The sequence below is a fragment of the Thermoactinomyces sp. CICC 23799 genome (assembly GCF_016055145.1).
Taxonomy (GTDB): Bacteria; Bacillota; Bacilli; order Thermoactinomycetales; family Thermoactinomycetaceae; genus Thermoactinomyces; species Thermoactinomyces intermedius.
Genome location: NZ_JAECVV010000007.1, coordinates 88189 through 109769 on the forward strand (window position 1 = coordinate 88189; position 21581 = coordinate 109769).

A 21581-nucleotide genomic window follows, 5' to 3' on the forward strand; every position below is an offset into this window, starting at 1 on the left:
TTCATCCCTGTCGGAACAAAAGCACGGTTTCTCTCACGGGCCTGCAGGATAAGGCCAACAAAAACGGATTTTTTATTTCCGGAGCAACAGGTAAACAAAATAAGGCGCTCCGATCAGCGATGCCACGATTCCGGCCGGAATGCCGTCCGGTTCCAAAAGATTGCGTCCGATGGTATCAGCCGACAAAAGCAACCAGCCGCCAATCAACAGGGCGATCGGCAAAAACAGCTGATTTCTCGGTCCGATCAAGGCTTTCGCCAAATGGGGAGCCATCAAGCCGATAAAAGCAATCCCGCCGGTGACGGATACGGCGGAAGCCGCAAGCGCCACAGCCGCAAAAAGCAGGAGCATCCTTTCTTTTTGCAGGGGCAATCCGACTCCGATGGCAACCGGATCATTAAAACTCAACAGATTTAATTGATTGGCTTTGTAAAACGTAAGCGGGATAAACACCAACAGCCAGGGGAGGAGCGCCCAGATAAACGGCCAATCGTCCCCCCAAATATTCCCGTTGAGCCATCGTGCGATAAAATCCACTTTTTCGCGCTCTGCCGAGGAAACAATGACCAGCATCGCCCCGGAAAAAGCCATGTAAAATCCCACACCTGTCAAAATCAAACGGGCCGGCTGAAGCCCCGCCCCTTTTTGATAAGAAAACACATAAAGAAGGATGGCGGTCAACATGCCGGATAAAAAAGCCACGACCGGCAGCAGGTAGATAAACGATCCGGCTTCCACCGGGAAAAACAGAAAAAAGACGGCCACTCCGACACCGGCGCCGGAATTGATGCCGATAATGCCGGGGTCAGCCAGATCATTTCGCGTAATTCCCTGCAAAATGGCTCCGGACACAGCCAAAGCCATTCCGGCAAGGAGGGTCACCACGATCCGCGGCAGGCGAATCGAATAGAAGACAAATTCTTCTTTAAAGTTCCCATCCCCCAAGAGAATCGGCAAAATCCGGTCGAAAGAGACCGAGGAACGGCCAAGCCCCAGGCTGAGAACCATGGTGATCCCCGTCAGGACAAGCAAGATCCCGATGATGATTTTTTGTTTCTTTAACACGGAAGGATGGATCATAAAACGGTTCTCCCTCCTTTGCGCACGATCAACAGGAAGAAGGGCAGCCCCAGTATGTAAACAATGGCCGACACCGGCGTCTCAAACGGGGCATGGATCGTCCGGCCCAGCGTATCGGCCAGAAGCATGAATGCAGCCCCGCACACGGCGGACATGGGAAGAACAAAGCGGTAATCCGTGCCCACCACCGCCCTGACGATGTGGGGAACCATCAAGCCGATAAAAGCCATGTTGCCGGCAAGCGCCACCGCGGCTCCGGCAAGGATGGTGACCACCATGAACAAAACCGCTTTGATCTGCCGGGTCTTTTGCCCCAATCCAACGGCCACCTCCTCATTCAAACTGAGGATGGTCAACTGCCGGGAGAAATAAAGAGCAATCAAAATGCCGGCGGCAATAAACGGAATGATCACTTTCAGCTGTTCCCAGGAAGTCCCGATCAGTCCGCCGGCTGTCCACATCGACACATCTTTGGAAATTTTGAAATACAATCCGATGGCTTCCGCAATCCCTTGCAAAAAGACCGTCACCGCCGCTCCTGCCAACACGATTTTAAAAGGCGAAAAACCGCCTTTTTTCACCGCACTGATGCCGAACACCAGGCACACCCCCGCAAAAGCCCCGACAAAACAGGATATGGTAAGGACAAAGTAGCCGGCTGAGGGGTGAAAAGCAAGCAGGAAAGCCAATGCCGCATTGGCTCCGGCCGTCAGGCCCAGCAACCCGGGATCGGCCAACGGATTTCTTGTCAACCCCTGCATGACGGCGCCGGCCACCGATAGTGCCGCTCCGACAAAAACGGCCGCCACTTCACGCGGCAAACGGATCTCCCGGATCATCGTGATCGTCTCCGTCTTTTCCCCGCCGGTGATCGCCAGCCAAACTTCCCTGAGACTGGTATCCGCCGCACCCAACACCATGGCGATGACAAAAGAGAGAAAAAGAATGGCCACCCCGGCCGTCAATTTCAAAACAAACGGAAAAGAACTTTTGTTTTTCAACATGTTGATCTCATCTTTCTATCATCAGGAAGAGGCACCCTGTCCCAGGGCCCCTCTTCCCCGCATGTTACTGGTTTAAGAAGGATTTTTTAAAGAAATTAAGCTGATATTCCAAAGTCAGGGGATCATTGAAGAAGAAACCTCTCGCATCGACTTCAAACACGCGGTGATTTTTCACCGCCGGGATGTTTTGGTAAGTTTCGGTTTTCTCAAACGAGGTGTCCGCATCTTTGTATTTGCTGAAAATCACATAATCCCCGGCAAAATCGCGTAGCACCTCGGGCGAGATGGCATAATAGCCCGGTCCCAACGCTTTTTCTTTTACTTTCGGGGGCATTTTCAGGCCCATTTCCTGATAAAGGATTTCCGTTCCCCGGCCCCAGTTATCCCCGAAAACATACAATTGTTTATCAAAGTTCTCGATCACGGAAACCGTTGCATCTTCGCCGATTTTGGCTTTGATTTGCTCTCCGGTTTTCTTGGCTTCCGCTTTGAATTGGTCAATCCATTTGCGGGCTTCCTCTTCTTTGTTGAGAAGCTTTCCGATTTCCAGATGCTGTGTCAGGTAGTCCAACTTTCCATAGGTATAGGTCACGGTGGGAGCGATTTGTTTCAGTTTATCCACGTTTTTCGTGGTGGAAACACCGATAATCAAATCCGGATTTAACTCGATGATTTTCTCCAAATCTTCATCGCTGACCACTTCCGCATTTTTCAGCTTGTCTTTGAATCGGGGATTGTCTTTTGCCCAAGAATCCACCCCGACAATATTGCCACCAAGCGCCATCACGTTCCCGGCAAATTGCGAAAGCACCACGATGCGTTTGGGATGTTCCGGAACCTCGACGGGCCCGTTTTCCGATTGGTAAGTCACGGTTTTGGATGAACCGTTTTTTGCACTTTCATCCGCCGGATCTCCGCACCCGCTAAGAAACAGTGCCAGTCCGAGCAGCAACGGCCATATTTTCTTCATAAGCGTCTTCTCCTTTGATCAGATTATATGTCAAGCACATCGGTTTACCAGTGCGCGGATCTTTTCCGATTTCCGCATCAATATGAAAAACTTCCCTCAGCACATCCCGGGTGATGACCTCTTCACCGGTCCCGCTTTTTACGATTTTCCCGTCTTTCATCGCCACGAGAAAGTCCGCAAAACGGGCCGCCTGATTCAAATCGTGCAGGACCATGACAATCGTGCGTCCTTCCTCTTTATTGAGCTTTTGCAAAAGCTCCAAAACCTCGAGCTGATGGGCCAGATCCAAATAAGTGGTGGGTTCGTCGAGGAAGATGATATCGGTTTCCTGCGCAATGGCCAAAGCAATCCAAACCCGCTGTCTCTGCCCGCCGGATAAAGCATCCACCGGCTGATATTTGAATTGCTCTGTACCGGTGACCTTGAGTGCCCAGTCAATCACCTCGATGTCCTTTTTGCTCAGGCGTCCAAATCCTTTTTGATAAGGATATCTCCCGTAAGAAACCAGTTCCCCGGCCGTGAGCCCGGCCGCGCTCTCCGGATTTTGGGGAAGAATTGCCATTTTTCTGGCTAAACTTTTTGTGTCTTCCTGCGCAATGCTTTTCCCGTCCAGGATCACCGCCCCCGACTGATATGCGATGATACGTGACATTGCTTTTAAAAAGGTCGATTTCCCGCATCCGTTCGGTCCGATGATCACCGTGATCTGATGGTCGGGAATCTGAATCGTCAAATCCCGGACAATCGCTTTCTCCCCATAACCAACCTGCAAATGTTCGGTATAAAGGCGCCCCATCCTGATGCCCCCAACATCTGTATTTTATCATTGATAATGATTATCAATTTAAAGTCCAATAATACTATAAATCGTTTTCTTATCAGCGTCAATAAAAAAGCTGCCTTTTCCCGGAACAGTTCTTTCCTGTAAGCAGGATTCAGCACACCACTCCCTTAAAACATACATTAGCTTTCCAAAAACCAAAAAAGGGGGAAATCCGGTGATTCAATATCCTTCGTGGACCGAAGGGGCAACCATCGGGGTCACCGCGCCGTCATCCGGCGTGCCGCGGGAATTGCATGCCATGTTTGAACTTTCATGCCGGCGGATGGAAGAAAAAGGATTCCGTGTCCGTTGCGGCAAAACCGTCCGGAAACAGCATAAAGCAAAATCGGCTCCTGCCCGGATCAGGGCCGGGGAATTCCATCAAATGATGCAAGACGATGCGATCCACATCATTATCCCGCCATGGGGCGGGGAACTTTTGATTGAGATGCTTGAACATGTCGACTTTCAAAAAATCAAGAACAAATGGGTGATGGGCTATTCCGATACCAGCACGTTGTTGTTGGCCATCACCTTGAATACCGGAATTGCCACGGCTCACGGCCCCAACTTTGTGGATTTGCGGGGGGAATACTGGGATGACACCACCGCCATGTGGAAAAACGTGTTGGCCACGGGAAAAGGAAATTCCGTCCTGCAGCGATCTTCCGCATATTATCAAAAGAAATGGCAGCACGACCGCCCGACACCCTGCCTTTTTCACCTGACGGAGCCGACTTGCTGGAAGACCGTTTCCAACCAAAAAGAAATCATCAAAGGCCGGTTGCTCGGCGGATGCATTGACACCATCCGGCATTTGACCGGCACGCCTTACGGTGACGTGGAAAAATTCAGAAAAAATCACCTGGATGGAGAACCGGTGGTGTGGTATCTGGAAAATTGCGAATTGACAACGGTGGATTTGAGAAGGTCCCTCATGCAGATGAAGTTGGCCGGTTGGTTTAACGCATGCTCGGGGATCTTGTTCGGGCGCAGCCATTCCAACCACCCGGTCCAAGACTACACCGTGGAAGATGTTTACCAAGAGCTTGCCGGAGAACTTCAAATCCCAATCATTTACGATGTTGATTGCGGCCATGTTCCGCCGCAGATGACCTTCATCAACGGGGCCTTTGCCGAAGTGGAAAGCGAAAACGGAAAAGGATGCGTCCGGCAACATTTCATATGACCGGTTCCAACAAACCTGCCCGTGTGAGGGCAGGTTTTCCTTTGATCAACCGTTTATTTTTTGCTTTTCCGTTTGAACAAAATCCCCAGTGTATTGGGACCGCAATGGCTTGAGATGGTACAACCGGCCTTGGTGACGATGATCTCGTCAAAATCGGCATATCGGCGGACGGCTTCCTTGACTTTGGCGACGGTTTCTTCCGAACACCCGGAATGCGTGATAAAGATCCGTCTTTGGTCGATGTCCTCTTGTTTGCCTGATAATTTGTCTTTGACATAACGCTCCAGGCAACGGTCAAAGTTGCCCCGGTATTTCTTCCCGACTTCCATCCGCCCGTCGATCACTTCAATGCTCGGCTTGATCCGGAGCAAGGCCGCCCCCAACGCTTCCACTCCCGAACAGCGTCCGCCTTTTCTCAGATAATCGAGGCGGTCAATCACAAAACTGGCATCCACTTTGGGAATGGTCTCCTTCATTTTTTCGCAGATCTCCTCCGCTTTTAACCCTTCCTTGGCCATGAGCGCCGCATCATATACGAGATGGCCGCTGCCCGTGGAAAGATTGCGCGTGTCAATCACATGGACATTGGAAAAGTTCTCTGCAGCCAACACCGCATTTTGATAAGTCGAGGAAAATTCCGCGCTGAGGGAAAAATGGATGACGGCTTCATATTTTGGGGAAAGTTCGGAAAAAACCTTCTCGTACTCATAGGTGTTCACCGCTGCCGTTTTGCAGGTCTTCCCTTCTTCGCCCACATACCGGAAAATCTCGGCCGGCGTAATGTCCACCCCGTCCCGGTATGACTTGTCATCAATCAAAACATTCAAGGGCACCAGCGTGATATCCATCGCGTTTAAGATTTCAGGAGACAGATCACAAGTGCTGTCTGCCGTGATCTTAATCATTTTCATCACCACTCTTTGCTGTCTGAACCGTTCAAACCGGTTTTTCACCTGACCATTCAGTCAAACCGATTTTATAATACCCTGTTTTTTCTTGTCAAAACCAAAGCACCTCCCCGGACGGAAGGCGCTTCTGAACTATAGCTTGTTTCTTACTTCATCAACTTCACAATCACATCATGGATGCGGGTGTTCTCATAAGCCCCCTGCAACATCTCCGCTCCTGGTCCCATGGCGGTTAAAGGAATGCTTACCGCCGAATGTCCTCCGGTTGTCCAATCCACCATAAACTGCTGATCGGAACCGGCTACCGGGAAAGGCCCGTCTTCACCGGACACGCCGTCCCCCGACTCGTCGGAGTCATCCAATCCTTCAATCGTAAAACCGCCGGTTTCATGGTCACCGACGACAATGACCAAGGTATCCCCGCGTTTTTTGGCAAATTCTTTGACATGCGCCACCGCTTTGTCAAACTCCTTGCCGGCTTCGATGGCCAGTCCGGCATTGTTCACATGGCACATGGCGTCAATCCCTTCTTCTTCCACCAGCAAGAAAAATCCGTTTTTGTTTTTGGACAGCGTTTGAAGGGCTTTATCCGCCATCTCGGTCAAAGAAACCGCCGGATTATAGCGATCCCCGGCCTCGGTGTCATATTGGAACATCTCTTCATTGGCAAACAAGCCGAGAATCTTGGAACCGTTCGCTTTTTGCAACTCTTCCCGGTTTGCGACATACTGGTATCCCAGATCTTTGGCCCGTTCCACCAGATTTCCTTCGGTTCCTTTGCTTTCTTCAGAAGGGTCTTCTGCCGGATGGTCCGGATGCCGGCCGGGGTTGCCTTCCGGATACCAGTAATCTTCTCCACCGCCCAAGATCACGTCAGGACGGCTTTTCTCCAAAAACTGCCGGGCGATTTGACTCTGGTCATCCCGGTCTTTCACATGGGAACCAAATGCCGCCGGGGTTGCATCCGTGACTTGGGCGGTGGTCACCAGTCCCGTCGCTTTTCCCCGTTTTTTGGCCGTTTCCAATACCGTTTCCACCGGATTCTGTTCCAGGTCGACACCGATGGCGCCATTGTAGGTCTTCACGCCGGTGGCCATCGCCGTCGCCGCCGCTGCCGAGTCGGTCACAAACTCTTCGGGGTCTGCGGAATTGGTGTGTACAAAGCCTGTATACGGCATGTCATCCATGGCTGTTTTACCGTGCAGACCGACACTGGACAGCCGGATGGCATCCCGTTGGGCCCTGCCCATCCCGTCACCGACCATCAATATGACGTTTTTTGGCTGCGGCTTTTGCTTTCTGGCCACTTCCTCCTGTCCGGCCCAGACTTGGGAAAAGGAGACGGCAGAAACCGTGACAACCATCGCCAAAGCCGCCCCTAACCAACCGCGTTTGTTCATGCTAAACCATCCTTTCCAAAGAAGTCGTTTTATGTTTACACACTATCCAAAAATTCATTTATATTCTAAAATATTTAAATATAAATAGGATGAATTCCTTTTTAAAAGCTTGTAAATTTACCACTCAAAACAAAAAAGCACCTCGTTCTTGAGGTGCCTGCATCAGACTTTCACTCATCTTTTTTCGGCCACTGCGGAACCGTCTCAAACACATCTTTGAATGCGTCGGATTTCATGACGGCAATCCCTCTTTCAACGTCTGCAAACAAAAGCAAGGTTTCGCCCGGTTGGATGTCAAACATGTCCCGGATCTCCTTGGGGATCACGATTTGGCCTTTGGTTCCGACCTTTGCGGTTCCGGCGTATTTCCCAACCGGTCCTTTCTTCTTCTGATTCATAGGTTCCTCCTTGTCTTTATCGTAAACCGATCCCGAACGATCAACCATTCACTTTGTTTCCATTTATTGAACCCCAATATTATCTTAATAAACTCTTCCCGTTTTTCAAAACCGGAACCCCTGCCCTTCCGTCTGACGAATTCCAAAAACGGAGTTCTGTGCTACAATTAAGGATTGAGGTGGTTGCAAGTGAAACTCTCACCAGAAACAATCCGACAACTGCAGAAAAAACAACTTGAGATTTTGCTGGAATTTGACAAGGCGGCAAGAAAAATGGGCCTCTCCTATACTCTTTCATCCGGAACCCTGTTGGGGGCCGTTCGTCACGGCGGGTTTATCCCATGGGATGACGACGCGGATGTGGCGATGCTCCGGGAAGATTACGAACGCTTTTGGAAGGAAGGCCAAAAACACTTGCCGGATTATTTGTTCATCCAACACTATGAAACAGACCGCGATTATCCGCACAACTTTATCAAAATTGTGGACACGCGCACCCGCCTTGTCGAGCACACTACCTCCCGGTCGGATATCAAACGGGGTGTTTTCATTGATATCTTCCCCATCGACCGCATCCCCGACAGCCGGATTCTCCGCACACTCGACCGGATCTGTCTCACTTTCATCTACTTCACCCGATATTCGGTCACACTGAAATTCCAAAAGAAAAGCCACAGCCGCATGAGAAAAATCGCAAGCTGCCTGCTCCGCCCGCTTGGCAAGGCGTTGGGCGTCCACCGGCTCAACCGATGGGAAACCCGCATCAAAACCAAATACAATCACCATTCAAAATTTGAATATACTTACGGAGACAACTCCATTCTGGTTCCCACCGAGATCAAAGACTCCATGATTTTGCCCTTCAGGATTTTTCAAGACCTCGAAGAAATCCGGTTCGAGGGGCACTCTTTCCTGGCCATCAAAGACCGGGACCGCTATTTGCGGACGCTTTACGGGGATCATTACATGGAATTGCCTCCCGAAGAAAAGCAAAAGCCCAAACACACCTTCACCGAATTACAATTATGAGGGTTGATTCATTCATTTTTTGACCAAAAAAGAGGGATGGCTTTCACCGACGAAAGCTTCCCTCTTTTTTTCACGCTTTATGAACTCTGAATAAAATCCTTTTAACAGCCGCTCCCTGGAAATCTCCCATTTCACGCCACATTAATTTCTCAAAAAAAGAGAGTTATGTTAAAATAAATACATTCAAAAATTGAATATGTTTCTCGTTTCATCTTGTCCATACGTTTTCATCCCGTCTGCCACACTCCGCCACAACCGATTCATCACACCATTCAAGCAGGAGGGATGTCCATGGAAGATCAACTCAAAGTGCTTGAAACCATCAACAAACATGTGCAGGTGAATCAAAAATCGATCGGGCAACTCTGCCATTTTTCCGCCGGCAAAGTCAATTATCTGATCCGCGATTTGATGGAAAAAGGCCTGATCGACACACGGAAACATGGACGCAGCACCCAATACTACCTCACCAAAGAAGGCATCCGCCTTTTGAAAAACCGGTATGCTTCTTACCAAAACAAAAAAGTGGATCTTCACGGCGGGAAAACAACCAAAGTGAAAGAAGCCGTCATTCTGGCCGCCGGCGAAAACGATGAATTCAATCTTCCGGTAAGTCTCTTGCCGCTGAACGGCACCACGCTGTTACAACGCAACATTGACATTTTGAGAAAGCACGGGATCGAAAAAATCATCATCGTCACCGGATACCAAAAGGAAGCCTTCCAATCGTTAACTGATCAAGAGGGAATCGTGTTCGTGGATAACCCGCGCTACCAATGGACCGGGTCGATGTCCTCTCTGGCTTGTGCCAAATATGCCGTTTCCGGGGATTTCATCGTTCTCGATCACGATATTCTGGCGGAGGAACAAGCCTTCAAACAGCTGATTCACAATGAACAACGCGACTGCATGCTGATTGCAACCGAAAGCGGGCAAGGCAACGAGGCCTATGTGGAACTCCGCAACCAGAGTATCTTCAAAATTTCCAAAGATCTTCACCAATTGAACCGGATTGACGGCGAAATGGTGGGCATCAACAAAATCTCATATGATGTCTATCAACTGATGCTGGAAGAATACAAAAACAACCAGAATCCCTATCTCGATTATGAATACCTGCTGTTGGATGTTTCCCGCCAGTACAAAATCGGTTATTTGAAAATCAATGATTTGATCTGGTCCGACATCGACACGAAGGAGCATTATATCCGCATTTTGAATCTGGTGCACCCGCGATTGAAGCGGAAAGAAGAAACCTATTTCATCCATCAATTAAAAGATACGGTTTCATCCGCCATCGGGATTCCGGAGGATGACATCACCGGGGCTGTCCCGTTGGGAGGCATGACGAACAAAAACTACAAAATCAGCGTGGCCGGAGGAAAGGAATATGTTCTTCGCATTCCGGGCGCCGGGACGGACCAAATGATCGACCGCCACCTCGAAAAAGAAAACGCCATGCTGGCCGGCGAGCTCGGAATTAACGCCAAAACCCTCTACTTTGATGAAAAAAACGGCGTGAAAATTTCCGAGATGATTCCGGATGCGGAAACGCTCACTCCCAAAATGGCCCGGCGCGAAGAAAACATGCGGCTGGTGGCCAACCTTTTGAAAAAGCTCCACACCTCCAACGCGCCGATGAAAAACAAATTTGACATCGGACAGGTCAAAACCAAGTATGAGCGGCTGGTCGACGAGGTGAACGGAGGTTATTTTTATCCGAACTTCCGCAAATTGAAAGAAGAAGTGTTGAAGATCAAATTGATGTTTGACGCCATGCAGGTTCCTCTCGTCCCGTGCCATAATGACACCTTGCCGGACAACTTCATCAAAAGCGGGGACAACCGGCTTTACCTGATCGACTGGGAATATGCCGGGTTGAATGATCCCGTCTGGGATTTGGCTGCCTACTCGCTGGAATCTTCCCTGACCCGACGGGAAGAAGATCTCTTCTTGTCCTATTATTTCTCCGGAGAGATCACCGAAAAAATCCGGATGCGCATGCTGATGCACAAGATTTTCCAAGATTACATCTGGAGTTTGTGGACCATCTACAAAGAAGCCAAAGGGGACAACTTCGGGGATTACGGCATCATGCGCTACAACCGGGCCATTGCCAACATCGAGTTCTTCTTGTCAAAGAAGGTGTCTGCATGAAACGGGCCGGTGCAGCTTTCGGACTCTTGTCGGGGATCATGTGGGCGTTGGACACGGTATTCATCGGAGCGATCCTCTCCCGCGATCTGTTCGCCTCCTCCGGGCAGGCATTGTTCCTCGCCCCGCTGGTGGGGACTTTTTTGCATGACGCTGCATCGGGCTTGTGGATCGCCGGATATTTGTCCCTGAAGGGGGAACTGAAGAAAGCACTCGCAAACATCAAAACAACCGGCGGATGGTATGTCATTCTGGGCTCGATCCTTGGCGGCCCGCTTGGAATGACCTTTTATGTGCTTTCCATCCACCACCTCGGTTCCTCCTATGCCGCTTCGTTCTCCGCGGTTTATCCGGCCGTCGGGGCCTTCTTCTCTTTTCTGCTTTTGAAAGACCGTCTGCGCCCCAAAAACTGGTTTGGGCTTTTCATCAGCATTTTGTTCATCATCCTGCTCGGCTCCTCGGGAACAGAGGATGCTTCCGTTCCGTCCCGGCTCGGATTTTTGTATGTCCTTCTGTGCATTATCTGCTGGGGATTGGAATGCGTCCTGGTTGCTTATGGAATGAAAAAAGTCCAAATTTCCCCGGAGCAATCCATCCTGCTGCGCCAACTGGTTTCAACGGTCACCTACTGCACCGTCATTCTTCCGTTCTTTGGCGGTTGGCACTTTGCCGCCGATGTCATGGCCAAAAAGGAACTGTTCTTTCTCGCTCTCGTTGCTTTGGCCGGATCGGTCTCCTACCTGTTTTATTACAAAGCCATCCGGGCCATCGGTCCCGCCAAGGCCATGGGACTGAACATCTCTTATTCCGGCTGGGCCATCTTCTTCGGCTTTCTGTTTTTCGGCGAAGCCCTCTCTCTGAAGATGATTGGTTACAGCCTCATGATCATCCTGGGTTCCGTGCTGACGGTGGCTGAAAAAGATGAACTGAATCTCACGCACTTTTTGAAAAAATTCCGGAACCGGACCATGAAGGAGGTGAAACGATGAAAGCCATTTTGCTGGCAGCAGGAATGGGGACCCGGCTTCGCCCGCTCACCTTGACCACCCCGAAATCCCTCATCACCGTAAACGATGAACCGCTGTTGGAAAGGCAAATCCGTTTTTTAAGGGAAACCGGTGTCCGGGATATCGCGGTGGTGACGGGATACCTGCACGAAAAATTTACTTATTTAAAGAAGAAATTTGCCGTCACGCTGATCCACAACCCGCACTATGACCGGTACAACAACCTCTATTCCATGTACCTGGCCCGGGAATACTTGCCCGGCGCTTATGTCATTGACGCCGACAACTATCTGCGCCGCAATTTTCTTTTGGACAAGCCGTCCACCTCGTTATACTTCAGCGCCAAAAAACCGTTTGTCAACGAATGGGTCCTTCACACGGATTCGCAAAACCGGATCCAAAACATCACCATCGAGGAACAAGGAAATGATTACATCCTGTGCGGCGTCTCCTATTGGAGCGAAACAGACGGCCGGAAACTGGTCAAAAAACTGGAAGAAACCGTCGCAAACGGAGATTTCCAAAACAAATACTGGGATCACATCGTCAAAGAAAACATCCGGGATTTGAATGTCCGTTTGCAAGAAATCGATGCTTGGGACACCCATGAAATCGACAGCCTGGAAGACTTAAAGCGTCTGCACCGGGAAGGATTTTAAAAAGCCGGGTTCAACCCAAGAACCCGACATTCCCCCTGCAGAAATCCCTTCCCCATCTTTTCACCGGCTCATCCCCCACCCCCAAAACACCATTTTCATTTGTTGTATTTAATCCCCTCCCGGAGGATCCCCCGCCTCCGTTTCTTCCTCTTAACCCTTTCCAATATAACCAGGTCATGCAATTTTTCCTGGCTAAAAAACACAAAGCCTCCAATCGTTAAATTTTTTTTAAAATTTTACATGCAGCAGATTTATAATATTTTTATAATTATAATTGTTTTATAGCTTATTATGAATAAGAAAGGAGGAAACCGAGTTACGGGAACCCGTAACTGAACGTATGGGAAAACAATTTTTTCAACTTATACTTATCCTGCTTTTCATCTTTGCAGGATTTAGCATCTGGGGAAATGACATTGTCCATGCCGACGGAGGGATCCAAGTTCCTGAAATCAATGATGATTTCAATCAATTTGAACAAAAAACTCCCGTACAAAAAGAACAGCCGGTATCGTCCCCTCCGGTTGAAGAAAAGAAAGGACTACTTGATTCCATAACCGAACCATTGTCAGAAGCTGCGGATTGGTTCGGGGACAAAATTTCAGGAGCATGGGAATGGACCAAAGAGAAAGCGGCTGCCTTTTGGGATTGGTTTACTGAAATTTGCTCCAAAATAGCAGAAGTCGTAATTGATACACTGTCTGCAGTTTGGGACTGGATCGTCAAATTTAAGGAATACATAGCGTTTGCCGGCGTCTTGATTTTGGGCATTGTCTTGTGCATCTTTGCCACCCCGTTAGGGATTGCCGTACTCAGTGGTATGGCTTTGTCATTTGTGATCAGTATGGCCCTGAATGGTTGGGAAATTAACAAAATGACCTTCTTGGAAGCAGCCATTGGCGGCCTCTTGGGATTGATCGGAGGAGGCATCACGGCAGGAGCTTCCCGGGGCTTGGCCAGTGGCATCGGGCAAAAACTGATCATGGGTGCCAAGAATTCCAAAGTCTTGGGACCTGTTCTGCGCGGAGGACAAAAACTGGTTTCCAAATTGCCGGCACCTCTGCAAAACATGTTTACCAAAGGTGGAGTCATCGGAGCAGTAGAAGGCGCCGGTACAAGCGTCGCAGACGATATTTTGCACGGGCGGAAAATCAATTGGAAAAATGCAGTCTTATCGGGAATAGGCGGCGCAGCACTGGTCGGATTAGGATCATTCATCGTTCCCACAATCATCGATAAAGTAACCACCGCATTCAAAAAATCAGAAACTGTTGAAATCGCAGCAAAACAAGTCGCAGATTGTTTTTCTTATCGATATCAATCAAACAGTTATTTGGCATCCATAGCACTGGCTTCTCCAATTAAATGTGAAAAATATGGAGAGCACTTCACCAAAAGAAATGGCAAAAAAGCTTTAAAAGCAAACATTGAATACACTTCAAATGAAGGCTATAAATATATAACCGATGCAAACGGAAGAATCATAGACATTGAAGCATCCTTAAAATTAGGCAAAGGAAAAAGGAATAATTATGCTCAAAGGACCGTGGGTGGTGATGACAGGTTGCCAGATGACGATGGCGGCCATTTAATAGCGACTATTTTCAAAGGATCTGGTGAAATTGATAACCTGGTCCCGATGAACTCTAATCTGAACAGAGGTGAATGGAAAAAGTTGGAGAACGAATGGAAAGAAGAATTACTTCATAATAATGAAGTTAAGGTCAAAATAAATCCTAAATACATTGGCAATTCAAATCGACCAGATTACTTTAAAATAAAATATAAAATTGGTGATGATCCTTGGGTTGAAATTGAGTTTAAAAATAGACCAGGAGGTAAATAAATGGAAGCTCAATTAGGAAAAATATATCAGCAGATTGGAGAAACCATTGTTGAAATGATTCCCGAAGAATGGGAAAAAGTTTATTTGTATGCGGAAGTGAGTGAAGGATTTAGTTATGTTTACTTTTACTACTACCCTGTAAATCATTCATCCCCTGTTTACTTTTTGGATATTCCCGAAAAATTTCATATCAGCGATACGGAGTTTGATGAAATTAAGCACCAATTATTCGAAGAGTTTGTGAAGTTGTGGGAAACCTTCAGAGAACATAACCAAGAGCCTTGGACCAACCTGACTTTGTTCTTGGATTCATCCGGAAAATTAAAAATCCATTTCGACTATGAAGATCTCTCTCATGCGAGCCCGCGAAAACGCAGAATCATTTGGAGATATCAATATCTTGGAATTGTACCAGAAAATCAGAGGGACAGATCTTTTATAGATGAATATCTAAAACAGAAAAAAGAGGATATATAAAAATGTTTACAGTATCTTTCTCCATAACGTTATCATTGCTTAAAGCACTGCATTTTCCACCGGCTCCCCATTGGCAATGAGGCCGGCATGATTAGTTTAACGAATTTTAACAGACTGGCATTACGGGAGCGAATTCGAATGGATCGTAAAATCAAATCACTTCTCCAAGAAGGAATTAATTTAGAAAAAGAAAATGTCATTCAGCATTTCCGGTATTTATTTCAATATCCATTTCATCCGGATACCACTTTTATCTTGTTGGAAATCAGAGGTGATAGAGGGATTTTTGGTGCAACGATCACACCCATGAACGGATTTGGAAGACAACTCAACATGGATGCTAATGGAGAAGACCCGAAAGTGGGTTCCTTTGGATTCTATGCTTATGAAAAACTGGAGCAAGTGCTTCCACCAGAGGAATTCGAAAAGCTGGAAGAAGATGAAGAGCTAGTGGATGATATGGATGATTATGTAAAAGAATATTTACTTCAGTTTTTTCAAGAGTGTTTTGACCAAGCCGGCGGAAAGAAATCGAAACTCCCTTATTATCTGGGCTATACAAATGGCGATGTCTATGACTTGTTAACAGAAAGGTGGATTGACTCTTCGGTTGAATAACACGAAAAACCGGTTTCTATTGTAGAATTGAAACCGGTTTTCTTTTTTATTTATTTTACGGGGGGAAGATAAATCCATGGATACTCCATTCGAAACCCAATCAGAAAAGCTTTATCAACAAATCGGAGAAACCATTGTTGAAATGATTCCCGAAGAATGGGAGAAAGTTTATTTGTATGGAGAAGTGAATGAAGGATTTTGTTATTCTTTTTTCTACTATTATCCTGAAAACAGCACATCACCTGTTTATTACATGGATATACCGAAAAGGTTTCATATAGATCAGTCTGAGTTTGATAAAGTGCTCTTTCAATTATTTGACCATCTTGAAGAATTGTGGGAAACCTTCAAAAAACATGACCAAGAGCCTTGGACCAATCTGACTTTGTACTTAGATTCATCCGGAAAAATAAAAATCCATTTCGACTATGAAGATCTCTCCGATGCCAATCCTCTGCATCGCCGAATCATTTGGAAGTATCGATACCTTGGAATGATCCCAGAAGAACAAGAGGACAGAGAATTTTTGGAAGAATACTTAAAAAAAGAAAAGGAAGAAAAGTAAAGTCTCCCCTTTTATCTCTTATTTTCATTGATCATGCTCGTGTTTTACTCCGGGTTTATAACAAAACTCCCAAAGTTTTTTGCCGGCTCCCCATTGGCAATGGAGTCGGCATGATTAATTTGACGAATTTTAACTGACTGGCATTACGGGAGCGAATTCGAATGGACCCAAAAATTAAGTTACTTTTACAAGAGGCAATGAATGATAAAAAAGAAAAAGTGATTGCTTATTTCCCTTATTTATTTCAGTATCCGTTTCATCCGGATACCACCTTTATTTTGTTGGAAGTCAGAGGGGATGGCGGCATTTTTGGTGTAACGATTTCGCCCATGAACGGGTGGGGAACCCAGCTTTTCACCGATGCTAATGGACAAGAGCTTAAATTTGGAAATGCTCCCTTTGGATTTTATGCCTATGAAAAACTGGAGCAAGAACTTTCACCAGAGGAATTCGAAAAGCTGGAAGAAGATGAAGAACTCGTAGAGGAAATGGATTCCCATGTTAAAGATTACTTTGTTCCGTTTTTTCAGGAATGCTTTAACAAAGCCGGCGGAAAGAAATCGAAACTCCCTTATTATCTGTACTATCCAAATTCAGCCGAAGCATATGACTTGTTAACAGAAAAGTGGTTAGAAACTTTTTGATGAACATGACCAAAAAACCGGTTTCTATTGTAGAATGGAAACCGGTTTTCTTTTTTATTTTAACTTTCCGAAAAATTTCATATCAGCGATACGGGGTTTGATGAAATCAGGCACCAATTATTTGAAAAGAGTTTGTGCCTCCAGAGAACATGACCAGGAACCTTGGACTAATTTGACTTTGTTTCGGGTTCATCCGGAAAATCAGAGGGACAGGAAACATTTTGGAAGCATATCTAAAAAAAAGAAGCCGGCTCCTCGAATCAAACGGGAGCCGGTTGTTTTACTTTTTTCCTCTTCATCCCGAGCACAAGATAGCGGATGACTGGAATTCTCCGCAATCCCTCATAGAGGAGAAACGTGCCGGGCAGTTCGATGGCCAAGGCCAAAAAGTAATTCAGGGACTTCGGCAAGGGACTGAAATGGTGAACATAGAAACAAACCACCTGAACGACCAAGTAATGCACCACATAAAAACCGAAGCTGGATCGGGTCATATAGGATGCAAAAGCGGACGTTTTATTAAACCAGGCTTTGCCACAGCCGAGGATCGCAAGGATGGCGGCCCACAGATAGCAGTTGGTCAAAAAGCTTGTCAGGCACTTTGTGGAGACGAAACTTTCCCCAAAGTAACGGACGGTAAAGGCCACTCCCAGAATGACGGCCGCCAGCAACATGGGAATCCGGATTTTTTCGACGGCGTTTTGAACCTCATCATGGGAAAAAACAAAGTAACCGATCAGATAAGCTGCGCCATAAATCCCAAATCGGTACGTTGTGATCACAGGCGGATTCAAAACCTGTGCCGCCCCCCAGATGACAAAAACGAGCGACAGGATCATGACGATGTTGATTTTCCCGCAAAAGGCCCAGATTTTGTCGTTTTTATCCATTTTACGGATCAACACCAAGAAGACAGAAAATAAAAACAGCATTTGGATAAACCACAAAGGGCCGGTTCCGGCCATGGCAAAAACGGGATAACGCATCCAAACCGGAATGGAATCGAGCCCGCCTCCCCACTTGATATTCAAGTACCCGGAGATCCAGTGAAAGACAAACAAACCCAGGGTGGACGGAACCAGAAGCTTGTTCACTTTGTCTTTTAAAAATTCCCGGTGGGTCCGCTTGTAGAGCGCATACCTGGCGCTGATCCCGGCAATTAAAAAAAGGATGACCATAAACCACGGATAAACGATATAAGAAAACGTATCAAACGCGCGTACCCCGGCATCATCTGCAACCGGGAAAGGCACGCCGACCGTGTTGAACAGATAAAACACATGGTAAATCAAGACCAAAATCACTGTTACCCAGCGAATATTGTCCAAATAATGGACTCTGCCAACCTTATGGATATCAGACTTTACGCTTGTCATCATGCTTTCCCCTTTGAACCGGCGGTGCCGGCCTGATGTATTTTCGCTTTTATCTTTTGCCCTCATCCATGATTTTTTTCTTTGGTGCGTCTGGTATAACTAGTATTACTAGTATAACAAATTATACTTAAGGGTATTATTTTTGTCAAAGGAATCATCCTCTTGCCCTCATTTGCGGCGATCATATCCATGATTTCCGTTACAAATCCCTGTAGACATATCTTGAAGAGTGGTGCCGGATGCTTGTGTAAGGATAAGACATGCAAGAATGAAAGACATTTTCATCAAGGAAGGAATCGGAGAGAAGTTGAATGAGATGAATGGTGAAATGGAAGACAAAAAAAAAACGCCAATCAGGCCAGATGTTATCCCCTGGATTGGCAGGCGGTTTAACGGAGCGCACGGAATCGACGTTTCCGCTTTTCAGATACAACCATTCATTTTGTGAATCAGCTTTCGCCAGAGCAACCCGTTTCATTTACTTATAAAGATAGACATACAAACTGATACCTTCTTTTTTAATCTTGTAATTTTCAAAACACGATTCGTTGATTAATCGCTCAAACTCTTCTTTGGTGTATGCGCCTTGCCTCAGAAAAGTTTTAAATGAGAACTTTACAAAATATTTGTCAAATCCTTTCATGCCTGTCTTCTTGATTTCATTCTCTATATCTTCTGCGGTGGCCTCGTGATTCATGTCGATGATCAGTGCGGTTCCGCCCTGTTTCAGTACTCTGTGCATTTCATTCAATGCTTTTAAGGGCTCCTTGAAGTTTTTGAATGCCGCACTACATACCACAAAATCGAAAAAATTGTCGTCACAAGGCAAACTGGATGCATTTCCTTCTTTAAAATCAACAAATACACCGGCTTTCTTTGCGTTGGCTTTTTCAATTTTCACAAAATCGGGACTGATCTCGACACCCGTTACATGAAAACCTCTCCCTGCAAGCTCGATGGCCAAATAACCCGGGCCGGGGGCGACTTCCAAAATCTTTGCGTTTTCGCCAACATGCGATGCCACTTCATTGGCATATTCCCGCATTTCTGCCAGCCGGTTCTTACGCGTGTTTCGGTCATACCATTTGGCCGCCAAGCCATAGATCCCGACATCTTTCTTTTTTCTCCCGTTCTTGATCATGCCTTTCACCATCCCTTTTCAACCGGAAATCAATCTGCCAGTCACCGGTGCAAAGTCCCCCTGCCTTGGATGGATTGATAATCCGGTTGCAACAGGTTATAATGCAATCACCTAACATTGTTAGTCCGCTTATACTGCCAGTATACAATCTAACACCGTTAGTGTCAATGTTTCTAAAATATTCTTTTGGAGTGATTGGATGACCATAACCAAAGAAGCCATTATCAAAGCATCTCTGGATCTGTTAAACCGGGATGGCATAGGGAATTTGACAATGCGGGCACTTGCGAAGGAGTTAAACATCAAGGCGGCTTCCTTGTACTGGCATATCAAAAATAAACAGGAATTATATGATTTGATCGCAGAACACATCACCCGGGATGTAACTTTGCCCGAATCAATCGACCATGCCGAAGAAGCATTAACAGCCATTGCCTTGGAATTCAGGAGGGTTTTGCTTCATACCCGGGATGCGGTCGATATTTTTGCGCAATCTGTCCCCAAAACCCCGGCCAGAATCAAAGCCATCAAATTTGTTTTATCTGCCCTGACCAAGCTCGGGGTATCTGACAAAAACTGTATGACTGCGGCCAATCTCATCAATAATTACATATTATCGTTTGTCGCCGATGAAATCCGGGCAAAGCAGCTTTCTTCAGAGGAACTGGAACAGTTTGAAATGCTTTTTGGCAAGCAATATGCATTTGATTCGGACTTTGAACGGCAGTTCCTGTACGGGTTAAACGTGTTACTGACAGGATTGTTACATGTGAAATAGACATGAGACGGACGCCGGTTGCTCCTTCTCGCAATGATCAACTCTTCAATGCCCCCACCAAAAAGACCATGCTTACAGTGAGATTTGGATTCCGGTCAAAAAACGAAAATAAACAAAACAAAGGGGTTTTCCGGACAAGTGACGGAAAACCCTTTGTTTGTCCCATTGCAACTTCCTCAATGGCAACTCCCTTGTACCAACATCACACCACCGGTTTTAAAAACGATTGAAAACGTATACAACGGACAATGAGGTACTCGTTTGATGATCCGATCTTTTTCGGATGAAAAAAGTCGAGCGGCAATGAAAGGCGTTTTGTTATGATGTGGATGCCGAAGGGGGGAATACCATGTGTTAAAAGAATTGAATGACGTGATCAACTATATTGAGGATCATTTGACCGATGAACTGACTCTGGAATCCATTTCGGAATATGCCGGGGTTTCGGACTACCACTTTCGGAAGATATTTTTTTATCTTACCGGCTTTACTCTGAGTGAATATATAAAAAACCGGAGATTATCGGAAGCCGGCATGGACTTGTTGCAAGGAGAGACCGTGACCGATGTGGCTTTGAAATACGGTTATACCCTCGACGGCTTTACCCGGGCTTTCAAAAAATGGAGCGGTCATTTGCCCTCGGATGTCGTCAAGAACGGCGTCAGCCAATCTTTTCCCAAACTTTCATTTGTCATCACAGTCAAAGGAGGCCATGCCATGGAGTTTCGAATCGAAGACAAACCGGCGTTTAATCTAGTCGGTGTCAAGAAACGGGTTCCCATGCAATTCAAAGGAATCAACCAAGACATTGTCAAACTGGCGGAAAGCATCACGGATGAGCAAAAAGAAGAAATGCATTCGCTTCAAAACATCGAGCCTTATGAAGTCGTCAATGCTTCTTATGAAGCAGATGCTGACTTCTTAAAAGAAGAAGGCGAATTGACGCATATGATCGGAGTTTTGACGACGAAAAATCAGGTGAGTGACCGGTTGGATAAGGTGACGGTGCCTGCATGCACTTGGGCCGTCTTCCCCAATGAAGGGCCCTTCCCTTCCACACTGCAGGAAACCATGGCCAAAGTGTATTCCGAATGGCTCCCCTCTTCCAATTATGAACTCATCAATGCCCCTGCTTTTTCCTTTTCCAAACGGGATCAAAGCCAAAAAAATCATGCTTACAGCGAGATTTGGATTCCGGTCAAAAAACGAAAATAAAACAAAACAAAGGGTTTTCCGGACAAGTGACGGAAAACCCTTTGTTCGCAGATGTTTATATATCATTTGATATATATTTTATACATATCTTTTGTATGCTTTGTTCTGTTTTCATTGTATTCCGGGGAATCCAATTCAAGCAGTTCCGGCATCTCCCGGGACACTTCCCGGAACAATGGTTGACATTTCATTTTTTCAAGCAATGGCTCAGTACCATCCGGATCTTCGGGAGAATTGTTGGAAACTTCCTATTCCAACTTATCTGTTTAAAACTCCGGTACCTTGTTCTGATCATCTGCA

General features: G+C 46.6%; 21 protein-coding genes. 12 read left to right on the plus strand and 9 right to left on the minus strand.

What is annotated here, in order from left to right; translation table 11 throughout:
- Positions 1-72 precede the first annotated feature (72 nt).
- The 4 genes from I8U21_RS10605 to I8U21_RS10620 all read right to left on the minus strand — a co-directional run bounded on the left by I8U21_RS10605 (position 73) and on the right by I8U21_RS10620 (position 3850).
- On the minus strand, positions 73-1080 hold the full coding sequence (locus I8U21_RS10605; RefSeq protein WP_198053883.1) for a FecCD family ABC transporter permease: 1008 nt from the start codon (positions 1078-1080) through the stop codon (positions 73-75).
- Complete coding sequence (locus I8U21_RS10610) at positions 1077-2084, minus strand: FecCD family ABC transporter permease (RefSeq protein ID WP_198053884.1); 1008 nt, start codon at positions 2082-2084, stop codon at positions 1077-1079. Before I8U21_RS10610 ends, I8U21_RS10605 begins: the two co-directional genes overlap by 4 nt.
- A 64-nt stretch (positions 2085-2148) precedes the next feature.
- Positions 2149-3054, minus strand: a complete 906-nt coding sequence (locus I8U21_RS10615) for an iron-hydroxamate ABC transporter substrate-binding protein (protein ID WP_198053885.1) — start codon at positions 3052-3054, stop codon at positions 2149-2151.
- On the minus strand, positions 3008-3850 hold the full coding sequence (locus I8U21_RS10620) for an ABC transporter ATP-binding protein (RefSeq protein WP_198053886.1): 843 nt from the start codon (positions 3848-3850) through the stop codon (positions 3008-3010). The genes I8U21_RS10615 and I8U21_RS10620 overlap by 47 nt, the downstream gene beginning before the upstream one ends.
- Before the next feature lie 202 nt (positions 3851-4052).
- Between I8U21_RS10620 and I8U21_RS10625 the strand changes: the two genes are divergently transcribed.
- Positions 4053-5066 (plus strand): S66 family peptidase, encoded by a 1014-nt coding sequence (locus I8U21_RS10625; RefSeq protein ID WP_198053887.1) that lies wholly within the window; start codon positions 4053-4055, stop codon positions 5064-5066.
- 53 nt (positions 5067-5119) lie between these two features.
- On the opposite strand, the gene I8U21_RS10630 is transcribed toward I8U21_RS10625, so the two are convergent.
- The 3 genes from I8U21_RS10630 to I8U21_RS10640 all read right to left on the minus strand — a co-directional run bounded on the left by I8U21_RS10630 (position 5120) and on the right by I8U21_RS10640 (position 7772).
- Entirely contained in the window at positions 5120-5971 is an 852-nt protein-coding gene (locus I8U21_RS10630) for a DegV family protein (RefSeq protein WP_198053888.1), read from the minus strand.
- A 149-nt stretch (positions 5972-6120) separates the two neighbouring features.
- Entirely contained in the window at positions 6121-7374 is a 1254-nt protein-coding gene (locus I8U21_RS10635) for an alkaline phosphatase (RefSeq protein ID WP_198053889.1), read from the minus strand.
- Between the two features lie 170 nt (positions 7375-7544).
- Positions 7545-7772: an AbrB/MazE/SpoVT family DNA-binding domain-containing protein gene (locus I8U21_RS10640; RefSeq protein ID WP_181731525.1), complete on the minus strand. Its 228-nt coding sequence runs from the start codon at positions 7770-7772 to the stop codon at positions 7545-7547.
- A gap of 189 nt (positions 7773-7961) precedes the next feature.
- Here I8U21_RS10640 and I8U21_RS10645 point away from each other — a divergent pair, with 189 nt between their 5' ends.
- From I8U21_RS10645 to I8U21_RS10685, 9 genes are all read left to right on the plus strand, one after another.
- A complete protein-coding gene (locus I8U21_RS10645; protein ID WP_198053890.1) occupies positions 7962-8801 on the plus strand; it encodes a LicD family protein in 840 nt (279 codons plus the stop codon).
- Positions 8802-9092: 291 nt separating this feature from the next.
- A complete protein-coding gene (locus I8U21_RS10650; RefSeq protein ID WP_198053891.1) occupies positions 9093-10958 on the plus strand; it encodes a phosphotransferase in 1866 nt (621 codons plus the stop codon).
- On the plus strand, positions 10955-11944 hold the full coding sequence (locus tag I8U21_RS10655; RefSeq protein WP_198053892.1) for a DMT family transporter: 990 nt from the start codon (positions 10955-10957) through the stop codon (positions 11942-11944). The genes I8U21_RS10650 and I8U21_RS10655 overlap by 4 nt, the downstream gene beginning before the upstream one ends.
- Positions 11941-12621 (plus strand): NTP transferase domain-containing protein, encoded by a 681-nt coding sequence (locus I8U21_RS10660; protein ID WP_181731521.1) that lies wholly within the window; start codon positions 11941-11943, stop codon positions 12619-12621. Before I8U21_RS10655 ends, I8U21_RS10660 begins: the two co-directional genes overlap by 4 nt.
- 340 nt (positions 12622-12961) lie before the next feature.
- Complete coding sequence (locus I8U21_RS14975; protein ID WP_232337623.1) at positions 12962-14467, plus strand: DNA/RNA non-specific endonuclease; 1506 nt, start codon at positions 12962-12964, stop codon at positions 14465-14467.
- Positions 14468-14944 (plus strand): antitoxin YezG family protein, encoded by a 477-nt coding sequence (locus tag I8U21_RS10670; protein WP_037993051.1) that lies wholly within the window; start codon positions 14468-14470, stop codon positions 14942-14944.
- Between the two features lie 138 nt (positions 14945-15082).
- On the plus strand, positions 15083-15562 hold the full coding sequence (locus I8U21_RS10675; protein ID WP_198053893.1) for a hypothetical protein: 480 nt from the start codon (positions 15083-15085) through the stop codon (positions 15560-15562).
- 76 nt (positions 15563-15638) lie between these two features.
- Positions 15639-16127: an antitoxin YezG family protein gene (locus tag I8U21_RS10680; protein ID WP_181731519.1), complete on the plus strand. Its 489-nt coding sequence runs from the start codon at positions 15639-15641 to the stop codon at positions 16125-16127.
- 161 nt (positions 16128-16288) lie between these two features.
- Positions 16289-16771: a hypothetical protein gene (locus tag I8U21_RS10685; protein ID WP_181731518.1), complete on the plus strand. Its 483-nt coding sequence runs from the start codon at positions 16289-16291 to the stop codon at positions 16769-16771.
- A gap of 260 nt (positions 16772-17031) precedes the next feature.
- On the opposite strand, the gene I8U21_RS10690 is transcribed toward I8U21_RS10685, so the two are convergent.
- Together I8U21_RS10690 and I8U21_RS10695 are read right to left on the minus strand one after the other, a co-directional pair.
- Positions 17032-18147: an acyltransferase family protein gene (locus tag I8U21_RS10690; protein WP_181731517.1), complete on the minus strand. Its 1116-nt coding sequence runs from the start codon at positions 18145-18147 to the stop codon at positions 17032-17034.
- A gap of 478 nt (positions 18148-18625) precedes the next feature.
- Entirely contained in the window at positions 18626-19288 is a 663-nt protein-coding gene (locus I8U21_RS10695; protein WP_198053894.1) for a class I SAM-dependent methyltransferase, read from the minus strand.
- A 199-nt stretch (positions 19289-19487) separates the two neighbouring features.
- Between I8U21_RS10695 and I8U21_RS10700 the strand changes: the two genes are divergently transcribed.
- Together I8U21_RS10700 and I8U21_RS10705 are read left to right on the plus strand one after the other, a co-directional pair.
- Complete coding sequence (locus I8U21_RS10700; protein WP_198053895.1) at positions 19488-20066, plus strand: TetR/AcrR family transcriptional regulator C-terminal domain-containing protein; 579 nt, start codon at positions 19488-19490, stop codon at positions 20064-20066.
- Positions 20067-20417: 351 nt separating this feature from the next.
- Positions 20418-21281 carry an AraC family transcriptional regulator gene (locus I8U21_RS10705; RefSeq protein WP_181731514.1) on the plus strand — a complete coding sequence of 288 codons (864 nt, stop codon included), beginning with the start codon at positions 20418-20420 and terminating at the stop codon, positions 21279-21281.
- The last annotated feature ends 300 nt before the right edge of the window (positions 21282-21581 follow it).